Consider the following 11448-nt stretch of genomic DNA (forward strand, 5'->3'; position numbering starts at 1 on the left):
TCCTGTGTACAAAGCCGTCCGCTCGCCCACAGGCGTCGGCGGACAACCAGGGATGCGGCCGTGCTGTGCATCGACACGGTCCCTTCCCGACCATGCACGACGTGGTGCGCCTTCGAGGTCGCCGTAGAGGAGGGGATGTCGATGACCGACGCCCATGTGTTCATACCGGCCGCCAAACCAGTGATCGGCGAGGAGGAGATCGAAGCCGCCGTGCGTGTTCTGCGCAGCGGCATGGTCGTCCAGGGGCCCGAGGTGGCCGCCTTCGAGGAGGAGTTCTCGGAGCTGGTCGACGGACGTCACTGCGTCGCGGTCAACTCCGGCACCTCCGCGCTGCACCTGTCGCTCCTCGCTCTGGGCCTCGGCCCGGGCGACGAGGTCATCGTGCCGTCGTTCTCCTTCGCCGCCTCCGCCAACGCGGTGCGGCTGGTCGGCGCCGACGTGGTGTTCGCCGACATCGACCCGGAGACGTACTGTCTGGACCCGGCCGCGGTGGAGGCCGCCCTGTCGCCGCGCACGGCCGCGATCATGCCGGTGCACCTGTACGGTCACCCGGCGGCCATGGACAAGATCATGGCGATCGCCGAGCAGCACGGCCTGGCCGTCGTCGAGGACGCCTGTCAGGCGCACGCGGCGGCGCTGAACGGCACCCCGGTCGGCGCGTTCGGCGCTGCCGGCACGTTCAGCTTCTACCCGACGAAGAACATGCACAGCCTCGAGGGCGGCATGATCTCCACCGGGGACGCGGAGACCGCGCGGACCCTGCGCCTGCTGCGCAACCAGGGCATGGAGAAGCGCTACGCCAACGAGATCGTCGGCGTCAACGTGCGCATGACGGACGTCTCGGCCGCCATCGGCCGCGTGCAGCGCCGCAAGCTGGACGGCTGGACCGAGCAGCGCATCGCCAACGCCGCGTACCTCAGCGAGCACATCACGGCGCCGAACGTGATCACGCCGAAGGTCGCCGAGGGCGCCCGGCACATCTACCACCAGTACACGGTGCGCATCCAGGGTGACCGCGACGCCGCCATGGCCAAGCTGACCGAGGCCGGCGTCGGCAACGCCGTGTACTACCCGACTCCGATCCACCGGCTGAAGCCGTACTGGGAGCCGGACCAGAAGGCGGGTCGCGACTGGGACCTGCCGGCGACGGAGCGGGCGGCCGCCGAGGTCGTGTCCCTGCCCGTGCACCCGGCCCTGTCGACGCAGGACCTGGAGCGCATCGTCACCGCTGTCAATGCTCTGGGGGAGCAACTGTGAGTACCGGGAAGTCGCTGCGAGCGGGACTCGTCGGCCTCGGTTCCATGGGGCGTCACCACGCCCGTGTCCTGTCCGGTCTGGACGCCGTCGACCTCGTCGGCGTCGTCGACCCGATGGGGGACAAGTTCGGCGCCGCCCAGGGCGCGCCGGTACTGAACACCGTCGAGGAGCTGATCGCCCTCGGTGTCGACTACGCCGTGGTGGCCTGCCCGACGCACCTGCACGAAGAGGTCGGTCTGGCGCTCGCCGACGCCGGCGTCTGCGCGCTGATCGAGAAGCCGGTCGCGGAGTCCGTGGAGGGCGCCCGCCGTCTCGTCGAGGCGTTCGAGTCGCGGGGTCTGGTGGCCGGCGTCGGTCACATCGAGCGGTGCAACCCCGCGCTGCTCTCGCTGCGGGCGCGGCTGGAGGCCGGCGAGCTCGGCGACGTCTACCAGGTCGTCACCCGCCGCCAGGGTCCCTTCCCGCACCGCATCGCGGACGTCGGCGTCGTCAAGGACCTCGCGACGCACGACATCGATCTCACCGGCTGGGTGACCGGACGCCAGTACGTGTCCATCGCCGCGCACACCGTCTCCAAGAGCGGTCGTGAGCACGAGGACATGGTCTCCGCGGTGGGCCGTCTCGACGACGGCACCATGGTGAACCACCTGGTGAACTGGCTCAGCCCGCTCAAGGAGCGGTTCACCTCGGTCACGGGCGAGCGCGGCTGCTTCATCGCCGACACGCTCACCGCCGACCTGACGTTCCACTCCAACGCCGCGGTGACCACCGAGTGGGAGGCCCTGCGGGCCTTCCGCGGCGTGTCCGAGGGCGACATGATCCGGTACGCCATCCCCAAGCGCGAGCCGTTGCAGGTCGAGCACGAGCTGTTCCGGGACGCGGTGCTCGGCAAGCCCGTCGACATCTGCACCCTGCGCCAGGGCATGCGCACCGTCGAGGTGGCGGCGGCGGTGCTGGAGTCGGCGGCCGAGGGCAGGACCCTGCGCTTCGACGTCGTTCCCACCGGCGCGGTCTGACACTCGGGCTACCCTCGCCCACACCGTTCGTCCCCGGTTCTGAGCAGACTATGGAACCGGGGACGCCGAACTGCTGTCTTCCACCCGGAGGAACTCACACATGGAATCCGCTGCCCGCCGACCGCGTCTGGCCGTGATTGTCGCCAACGGCATCACGGGCGACTCCCGCGTACAGAAAACCGCTGTCGCCGCGGCACGGGACGGCTGGGACGTGACCCTCATCGGCCGGAGCGACAGCAAGCGGGTCCAGCGCTCGAAGATGGGCCCGATCGAGGTGATCCGCGTCCCGGTGGGCGCGGACTACCTGCGTGAGGTGAACGCGCGCAAGGAGCACCCTCTGCGGGCGGCCGCCACCCAGTTCCATCTGCGGGACCAGGCGGCCCTGAACCGCTACAACGCGGCCTACCGGGCGTGGGTGAGGCAGAAGTCGGCCGAGACGGCCTACGCGGGAACCCCGCGCCGGGCGTCGATCAAGGCCGTCCTGCGAGCCCGCCGTTCGGTGCACCGGCTGCGGGTCAGGGCCTACAAGTGGGAGCAGCGGCAGAAGTCCAAGGACCCGGCGCCGGTCGGGGACTGGCGCCGCGACTGGCCGCAGGTGGTCGACCTGGACCTCGCCTTCGGACCGGTGATCGAGGAGGTCGAGCCGGACGTCATCCACGCCAACGACGTGACGACGATCGCCACGGCCTCGCTGAGCGCCGCACGGCTGCGCGCCCGGGGCCGCAAGTGCGTCTGGCTGTACGACGCCCACGAGTACATCAGGGGCGTGGAGTGGCCCAACGCCCGCCAGGCCTATGCGCTGCCCGCGGTGGAGGCCGACTTCATCGGCCGCGCCGACGCGGTCGTCACCGTGTCCCCGCAGTTGGCGGAGCTGCTGAAGGACGACCACAAGCTGCCGGAGCTGCCGCTGGTGGTGGGCAACTCGCCGGTGCGCGAGGTGATCGGCGGCGGCAAGTCCACCTCGTCGGTGCGCGAGGCCTGCGGTCTCGGTCCTGAGACGCCGCTCATGGTCTACTCGGGCTGGATCGGCCCGGAGCGCGGTGTGGACGCCGTCATCGAAGGCCTGCCGAACCTTCCCGGCTTCCACCTCGCCCTGGTGCACGGCCGGATGACGCCCCTGCTCGAGAAACTGCTCGCCCAGGCGGAGTCCCTCGGCGTGCGCGACCGCGTCCACCTGGCGCCGTACGTGCCGCAGCACGAGGTCGCCGACTACCTCTCCTCCGCCGACCTCGGCCTCACTCCCTTCCGCCGGGTGCCCAACTGCGAGGTGTCGCTGCCGACGAAGGTCTCCGAGTACCTTCAGGCGGGACTGCCGCTGGTCACCAGCGATGTGAAGGTCATCAAGGCGTACGTCGAGGAGCGCGGCCTGGGCGAGGTGTGGACCTGGGACGACCCGAAGACGTTCGCCGCGGCCGCCGCGCGGGCCATGGAGCGCCGCGCGGAACTCGCCGGCGCGATCACCGAGGAGGTCCGCACCGACCTCTCCTGGGAGGCGCAGAGCGGCAAGCTGCTGAAGCTGTACCGCGAGCTGTCGAAGAAGACCCCGCCCGGTCCGCGGCCCGAGGTGTCCTGGACGGTGCAGGAGACCCCCGACGCGGTGCGGAACGTGGAGATCACCGACGGCGGCGGCCAGCCGACGTGGAAGAAGCTCGGCGAGACCCGCGTCCGGCTGGGCCTCGGTCCCGCCAACTACGCGGGGCAGGGCGCCGCGTACGCCCAGGCCATCACGCGGGTCAACCCGGACGTGTCGGTCGAGGTCGTCATGAACAAGCGGCCGGAGTCCTTCGACTACCCGGCCGACGTGTACGTCGACGCGACCGCCCTGCGTGAGCTGCCTGTCCAGTTCCAGCAGGTCGAACGCATCGTCGGACGTTATACGCATCTGCTGGTCGACGCGTTCATGCCGGTCTTCGGCTACCTCAACGGAGCGTCGATCGCCGGGGACCTCAACGCGCTGAAGCAGGGGCGGGTCAAGGTGGCGCTGCTCGCCCACGGCAGCGACATCCGCCACCCCGGCAACCACATGGCCCGCCACCCGTTCTCCCTCTTCCACGACGCTCCCGAGGGCATCGCGGAGAAGCTGCAGGCCAAGGCCGAGCTGAACAAGCGGATCGCCATGGAGGCGGGTCTGCCGCTGTACGTCACCACACCGGACCTGCTGGAGGACCTGCCCTCCGCGAAGTGGGCGCCGCTGGTCGTGGACGTCGCCGCCTGGGCCACGGACCGGCCGGTGATGGAGCGCGAGCGGCCGCTGGTCCTGCACGCGCCGTCGAAGCGCTGGACCAAGGGCACCGACCGGATCATGCCGGTGATGACCGAGCTCCACGACAAGGGGCTCATCGAGTTCCGGCTCGCCGAAGGCGTTCCGTGGGCCGAGATGCGCGAGCTGGTGCAGAGCTGCGACCTGGTGCTCGACCAGTTCACCACCGGCAGCTACGGCACCTTCGCCGTCGAGGCGATGGCCGCCGGAAAGCCCGTCGTCGCCTACATCAGCGACGGTGTGAAGGCGGCCACGGACGGCGCCCTGCCCATCGTCTCCGCCACCCCCGACACCCTCGGGGAGGTCGTGCGGTCCCTCCTCGACGACCGCGAGGGCACCGCGCGGATCGGCCGGAAGTCCGTCGACTTCGCCCGTACGTACCACGACGGGGCCTGGACCGTGCAGGTCCTCAGCGATTTCCTCAAGTGACCGGTTAAGAGAGGCTGTTAATGGAAGCGCAGAGTGCCGGCGCACCCCGACCTGTCAAGGGTCGCGTCGTCATGCTGGTCGACAACAAGGTCGACGGCGACTCGCGGGTGCAGAAGGCCGCCGAGTCCGCCGCGGCCGCCGGCTGGGATGTCGTGCTGCTCGGTCTCGTCCGCTCCGGCAACGGCCGCAGCTGGAAGCTGGGTGACGCCGAGGTGCGGCTGCTGCCCCTGAAGACCCCGCTGGCCAAGCGGCACGCCGAACGCCACCGCTCGCTGCTGCGCCGTCCGTTCGCCTATCCGCCGGGTCCGATGGCCGCCTACCGCCGCCAGTGGATCAAGGCCTGGCGTGCCGACATCGCGGCCCGCCGCGCCGCCCTCAAGGTGGCGCCCAAGGCGGTCGGCTCGCCTCTGTTCCGCAAGGCCGAGAGCGCCCGGCTCCTGGTGGCCGGACCGGTTTCGAAGTTCATGCAGAAGTGGGTCGCGTTCCGCAGCCGCCAGAGCAGTCAGGCCCAGAAGGCGGGCCGCGCCCTGCGCGGTCCCGTCGACCGTGCCTTCACGGCGACCTGGAGGGCCGTCAAGGGCAAGCGCGCCTGGCGTCGCCTCGAACCGGTGCTGTGGGATTACGAGTTGACGTTCGGCAAGGAGATCGACGCCCTCGAGCCCGACCTCATCCATGCCAACGACTTCCGGATGCTGGGCGTCGGAGCTCGCGCCGCCCTCCGCGCCCGCGCCAGGAACCGCACCGTCAAGCTGGTCTGGGACGCCCACGAGTTCCTGCCCGGTGTGCGCCCGTGGGAGGACAACGCCCACTGGATCCCCGGCAACACCGCGCACGAGAGCGAGTACGCCCCGTTCGCCGACGCCGTGGTCACGGTCTCCGAGGGCCTGGCGGACCTGCTGCGCGAGCGCCACGGCCTCGCCGAGCAGCCGACCGTGGTCCTCAACGCGCCCGACCGCCCCGTCGAGCGGGATCCGGCGATCGAGGACGCCGAGCCGGAGCCGGACCTGCGCGAGCTGTGCGGGATCGGACCGGACGTCCCCCTGGTCGTCTACAGCGGATCGCCCGGCGCGCAGCGCGGCCTCGGCGACATGGTGGAGGCCCTGCCGAAGCTGGACGGCGTCCACATGGCGTTCGTGGTCCCCGCCCCGGCGGCCGGCTACATCCAGGGTCTGCTCGCACGCGCCCGGGAGCTCGGCGTCGGCGACCGGCTGCACGCCGTGCCCTACGTCAAGCACTGGCAGGTGGTCCGATTCCTGGCCGCGGCGAACGTGGGCTGCATCCCGATCCACCACTGGCCGAACCACGAGATCGCCCTGATCACGAAGTTCTTCGAGTACTCGCACGCCCGGCTGCCGCTGGTGGTGAGCGACGTCAAGACCATGTCCGAGGTCACCCGCGCCACGGGCCAGGGCGAAGTCTGCCGAGCCGAGGACGTCAACGATCTGGCCCGCGCGATCAAGGCCGTGCTGGCCGACCCCGAGAAGTACAGGGCCGCCTACGACAAGCCCGGTCTGCTCGACACGTGGACCTGGGAGGCGCAGGCCGAGGTGCTCGACGCTCTCTACACCCGGCTGGTCCCCAGAGCCTCGAAGGCGGGGTCATGAGGTCGGCTCCCGACGTCACCGTGGTCATCGCGGTGTACAACACCATGCCGTACCTGACGGAGTGCCTCAATTCCCTCCTCGGGCAGAGCATAGGCCGCGAACGCCTCGAGATCGTCGCCGTCGACGACGGCTCCACGGACGACAGCGGCGCCGAGCTGGACCGGTTCGCGGCGCTGTACCCGGACACCGTGAAGGTGCTCCACCAGGCCAATTCCGGTGGCCCGGCCGCACCCAGCAACCGCGCGCTGGACGTGGCCACCGGCCGCTACGTGTACTTCATCGGCTCCGACGACTACCTGGGCGAACAGGCCCTGGAGCGCATGGTGAAGTACGGCGACACGCACGGCTCGGACGTCGTGGTCGGCAAGATGGTCGGCACCAACGGCCGCTACGTGCACCAGGCGCTGTACAAGAAGAACGACCCGGACGTCAGCCTGTACGACTCTGCACTGCCCTTCACCCTCGCCAACACCAAGCTGTTCCGGCGGGACCTGGTCGAGAAGTACAAGCTGCGCTTCCCCGAGCACCTGCCCGTCGGCAGCGACCAGCCGTTCACCATCGAGGCGTGCGTGCGCGCCGCCAAGATCTCGGTGGTGGCCGACTACACGTGCTACTACGCGGTCAAGCGGGGTGACGCCAGCAACATCACCTACCGCGCAGACCACCTGGCCCGGCTGCGCGCCACCGCTGAGATCATGGACTTCACGGCCGGTCTCGTCGAGGCGGGTCCGCAACGCGACGCGGTCCTGCGCCGGCACTTCACCTGGGAGCTGGCCAAGCTCGTCCAGGACGACTTCCCCGCGCTCGGCCGCGAACTGCGGCGCGAGATCTGCGCGGGCATCGCCCAGCTGGCCGACCGCTACTTCACCGACGGCATACGCGATGCCATGGACGTCAAGCGCCGGGTGCGGATCGCCCTCGCACAGGCCGGCGCGATCGACGAGCTGACCGAGGCCATCACGTCGGAGACGAACCGCACGGGGCCCTCGTTCCTCCTCGAGGGCGACCGCGCCTACGCCCGGTATCCTGGCTTCCGTGCCGCGCGCACCGGCCTGGCCGACAGGGTCTTCGAGCTGTTGGGGGAGTCCGTCCCCGGGCCGCTCGCCCAGGGCACCGAGCTGCTGGCCTCCGCCTGGGAGCAGCAGGGCGAGGCGCTCACGTACACGGCGTCCGTACGGGTGCCGGTCGTCGGCGACGTCGACGGGATCGTGCTCGGGCTCGTCCGCGGGGCCATGCCGAAGTCCGCGGACAAGTCGGGCGCGCGTCGGCTGAAGCCGGGGCACAGGCTGCCCGCCCCGAGGGGTGAGATGACCTTGACGCCTGCCGAGGACGGCTCCGCCACGGTGCTGCACGCCCGGATGCCGTTGGAGCTCGTCACCGCCCGCCAGGGCGTGCGGGTGTACCTGCGCGTGGCCGGCTCCACGTACGAGATCGCGGTGCGCGGCGAGGGGCTGCCCATGCCGCTGGCCCGGCTGTGGGGTCCGGAGACGGATCCGTATCGAGCGTCGGCGCTCGTCAACCCCAAGGGACGCGTCGTCGTCGACACGGCCCAGCTCCACCCCCCGAAGAGGACGGTCGTCCGGCGGGCGCTGGGGGCCGCCGTCCGGAGACTGAAGTCCCGTTTGAAAAGGAAGTAGCGACCCTCCATGAACATCTGTGTAGTAGCGCTCGGCAAGATCGGGCTTCCGCTGGCGGTGCAGTTCGCCTCCAAGGGCCACCGGGTCATCGGCGCGGACGTCAACGAGAAGGTCGTCGAGCTGGTCAACGCCGGCGTCGAGCCGTTCCCCGGTGAGCACGACCTGGACCTCAAGCTGAAGCAGGCCGTCGACGCCGGTCTGCTGAGCGCGACGACCGACACCGCGTCCGCGGTCGCCGAGTCCGAGGCCGTCGTCGTGGTCGTCCCGCTGTTCGTGGACGCCGAGGGCACCCCGGACTTCGGCTGGATGGACGCCGCGACGAAGGCGATCGCGCAGGGTCTTCGGCCCGGCACGCTGGTCTCGTACGAGACGACCCTCCCGGTCGGCACCACCCGCACCCGCTGGGCGCCGATGCTAGCCGAGGGCTCCGGCCTGACCGCCGGCGAGGACTTCCACCTCGTGTTCTCCCCGGAGCGCGTCCTGACCGGCCGGGTCTTCGCCGACCTGCGCCGTTATCCCAAGCTGGTCGGCGGCATCGACGAGGCCTCGTCGGCCCGCGGTGTGGAGTTCTACGAGCAGGTCCTCGACTTCGACGAGCGCGAGGACCTGCCGCGGGCCAACGGCGTCTGGGACCTGGGCACCGCCGAGGCCTCCGAGCTCGCCAAGCTCGCCGAGACGACCTACCGGGACGTCAACATCGGTCTGGCGAACCAGTTCGCGCGCTTCGCCGACCAGAACGACATCGACGTCAAGAAGGTCATCGAGGCCTGCAACTCGCAGCCCTACAGCCACATCCACCAGCCGGGCATCGCCGTCGGCGGCCACTGCATCCCGATCTACCCCCGGATGTACCTGTGGAACGACCCGGCCGCGACCGTCGTGCGCTCCGCCCGTGAGGCGAACGCCGCGATGCCCGAGTACGCCGTCGACCTGCTGGCCGCCGCGTACGGCGACCTGACCGGCGTGGGCGTGCTCGTGCTGGGCGCCGCCTACCGCGGCGGCGTCAAGGAGACGGCCTTCTCGGGCGTCTTCCCGACCGTCGAGGCCCTCAAGGCGCGCGGCGCGGTCCCGTTCGTCTCGGACCCGATGTACACGGACGAGGAACTCGCCGCGCACGGTCTCACCCCGCACGCGGGAGAGAAGGTCACCGCCGCGATCCTGCAGGCCGACCACGCCGAGTACCGCACCCTGACCCCGGCCGACCTGCCGGACGTCACGGTCCTCGTCGACGGCCGCCGCACGACCGACCCGGAGGCCTGGAAGGGCGTGCGCAGGGTGGTCATCGGAGGCTGACACAGCTCGCCGTCGTACGATGCGGCCCCGGCCATTCGGCCGGGGCCGTCCGTCTGGCTTCCAGCAACCGCACACGCGTCTTCCGTCAGCTCACGCGCACCACCCTCGCCGTACGGGCCCTGGCCCGGTACGGTGCGGAACCGGGCCGACCGGCCCGCGCGGCCGGTCCCACCGGAGCCCGCCCGGTCACGGCCCGTCCACGTGGCCAGGAGCCGGAGCGTCGGGGGCTGATGTGAACGCCGGAGTCCTGGGCCAGCCATTCGTCGTCGATCGGCACCGGACCTGGCGTCCGGTGCGGGAGCTGGAGCTACGCTGTGCCGGTGTCTCGCATTCTCGCTGAGCGGTTGGTCACTCCCGCCCGTTGGCTGAGCTCAGGTCTTGGTGCTGCGGGGGCGCCGGATGTGGGGGCCCGCCTGCTGAACGTCATGGCGAAGCACTCGGCCGAGCCCAGGTCCAGGGCCGATCTGCTGGGCGAGGCGGCGGAACTGGAGCTGTCCCACGGCCTCGTCCCGCGTCGCCTCAGGGAGGCCTACGCGGCCGAACTCGCCTGTGCCGACGCCCTGTTGCAGGAAGGGCACAGGGCCGCTGCGGCCGGGTCGGCGGTCAAGGCCCTGATGCTGGCCTTCCACCGGGTCCCGCATCTGGACGGGCTGACCTCGCCGCTGGCCGAGGACCCGGCGGGATTCACCGCTCCGATGCGCCGCAGCCCGGCCCTGAAGGCGATAGCGAAGCCGCGCGGCCGCAAGGAGCCGGCTGCGCCGACCCCGGACGGTCGCCCGCTGAGGCTGCTCGTCGTCCACCGGGCCAACGCCAACTTCCTCCCGCTCATCACCGACCACTACGAGCAGCACGCCGACGTCGAGGTCCGCGTCCTGGACCTGGCGGCCGATCCCGAGCTGGCTCCCCTGGCCAGGGGCCTGCAGCGGATGGTCGGCCGCTCCCTCGGCAGCCAGGTCCCCTTCGGACACGAGGTCGAGGCGGCGCTGCGTCCCCACCTGGACTGGGCCGACACGGTCTTCGTCGAGTGGTGTGCGTTCGGCGCGGCCTTCCTGACGCTGGTGGACCCGGGCACGGCCCGCGTCGTCGTGCGGTTGCACAGCTACGAGGCCTTCACCTACTGGCCGTACCTCACGGACTTCTCGAGGGTCGACGACCTGATATTCGTCAGCGACCACGTGCGCGATCTGGTCACGGCGTCGGTGCCGCGCCTGTCGGCCGCCAACGGTCCGCGGCTGCACGTGATCCACAACGCGCTCGAGCTGTCGGCGTACCGGCGGCCCAAGCAGCCGGAGGCGCGGTTCACCCTCGGGCTGGTGGGCGTGAGCCAGGTGGCCAAGGATCCCCGCTGGGCGGTCGAGGTCCTGCGGCGGCTGCGCGAGCATGACGACCGCTACCGGCTGGTGCTCATAGGCGGCGATCTGGACCCCGAGACGGGTCCCGCCGTACGCGCCTATCACGACCAGCTCGAGAAGGAGCTGGCAGGGCTGGTGTCCTCGGGCGCGGTCCGCCGGGTCGGGCAGACCGACGACGTGCCCGCCGCTCTGCAGGAGATCGGGGTGATGCTCAACTCGTCGGTGCGGGAGGGCTTCCCCTGCGGGTTCGTCGAGGGCGCCGCCAGCGGGGCCGTCCCGGTCATCCGTGACTGGCCGTTCTTCGCCGGCCGCAGGCACGGGGCCCGCACGGTCTTTCCGCAGGAGTGGGTGGCACGCACCCCCGAGGAGGCGGCGCGTCGGGTGCTCGCCTGTACGGCGACCGAGGAAGCGTGGTCCGAGGAGGGCCGTGCGGCCGCCGAACACGCTCTCTCCTCCTGGGACTGGGCCGTCGTCCGCAAGGATTTCGACCAGTTGCTGCTCGGCAGCCGCAGGAAGGTACAGCACTGAGTCGAGCCGTGGGGGGGCGCCGCCCCGCGCGGGGCGGGCCGGCGGGGGGGCCCGCGCCCGGGCGCCGGCGGG

Annotated in this window: 7 protein-coding genes; all 7 read left to right on the forward strand. The window is 71.0% G+C overall.

Annotated features, from left to right (window positions below; translation table 11 throughout):
* The first annotated feature begins 141 nt into the window (after window positions 1-141).
* The 7 genes from ACFVYK_RS03375 (at window position 142) to ACFVYK_RS03405 (ending at window position 11376) form a co-directional block, all read left to right on the forward strand.
* Complete coding sequence (locus tag ACFVYK_RS03375; protein ID WP_389767951.1) at window positions 142-1257, forward strand: DegT/DnrJ/EryC1/StrS family aminotransferase; 1116 nt, start codon at window positions 142-144, stop codon at window positions 1255-1257.
* Entirely contained in the window at window positions 1254-2273 is a 1020-nt protein-coding gene (locus ACFVYK_RS03380) for a Gfo/Idh/MocA family protein (protein WP_389767953.1), read from the forward strand. The genes ACFVYK_RS03375 and ACFVYK_RS03380 overlap by 4 nt, the downstream gene beginning before the upstream one ends.
* A gap of 100 nt (window positions 2274-2373) precedes the next feature.
* Entirely contained in the window at window positions 2374-4962 is a 2589-nt protein-coding gene (locus ACFVYK_RS03385) for a glycosyltransferase family 4 protein (protein ID WP_389767955.1), read from the forward strand.
* A gap of 71 nt (window positions 4963-5033) precedes the next feature.
* On the forward strand, window positions 5034-6566 hold the full coding sequence (locus ACFVYK_RS03390) for a glycosyltransferase family 4 protein (protein ID WP_389767957.1): 1533 nt from the start codon (window positions 5034-5036) through the stop codon (window positions 6564-6566).
* Complete coding sequence (locus ACFVYK_RS03395; protein ID WP_389767959.1) at window positions 6563-8203, forward strand: glycosyltransferase family 2 protein; 1641 nt, start codon at window positions 6563-6565, stop codon at window positions 8201-8203. Before ACFVYK_RS03390 ends, ACFVYK_RS03395 begins: the two co-directional genes overlap by 4 nt.
* Before the next feature lie 9 nt (window positions 8204-8212).
* Window positions 8213-9496 (forward strand): nucleotide sugar dehydrogenase, encoded by a 1284-nt coding sequence (locus ACFVYK_RS03400; RefSeq protein WP_389767961.1) that lies wholly within the window; start codon window positions 8213-8215, stop codon window positions 9494-9496.
* Between the two features lie 425 nt (window positions 9497-9921).
* Complete coding sequence (locus ACFVYK_RS03405; RefSeq protein ID WP_389767963.1) at window positions 9922-11376, forward strand: glycosyltransferase family 4 protein; 1455 nt, start codon at window positions 9922-9924, stop codon at window positions 11374-11376.
* The last annotated feature ends 72 nt before the right edge of the window (window positions 11377-11448 follow it).

Origin of the sequence: Streptomyces sp. NPDC058291 (genome assembly GCF_042880855.1) — a bacterium.
In the GTDB taxonomy this organism is placed as follows: domain Bacteria; phylum Actinomycetota; class Actinomycetes; order Streptomycetales; family Streptomycetaceae; genus Streptomyces.

Coding starts and splice junctions, on each gene's coding strand:
- ACFVYK_RS03405 (WP_389767963.1), top strand. CDS start 9,922: ATGGCGAAGCACTCGGCCGAGCCCAGGTCCAGGGCCGATCTGCTGGGC.
- ACFVYK_RS03395 (WP_389767959.1), top strand. CDS start 6,563: ATGAGGTCGGCTCCCGACGTCACCGTGGTCATCGCGGTGTACAACACC.
- ACFVYK_RS03390 (WP_389767957.1), top strand. CDS start 5,034: ATGCTGGTCGACAACAAGGTCGACGGCGACTCGCGGGTGCAGAAGGCC.
- ACFVYK_RS03375 (WP_389767951.1), top strand. CDS start 142: ATGACCGACGCCCATGTGTTCATACCGGCCGCCAAACCAGTGATCGGC.
- ACFVYK_RS03400 (WP_389767961.1), top strand. CDS start 8,213: ATGAACATCTGTGTAGTAGCGCTCGGCAAGATCGGGCTTCCGCTGGCG.
- ACFVYK_RS03385 (WP_389767955.1), top strand. CDS start 2,374: ATGGAATCCGCTGCCCGCCGACCGCGTCTGGCCGTGATTGTCGCCAAC.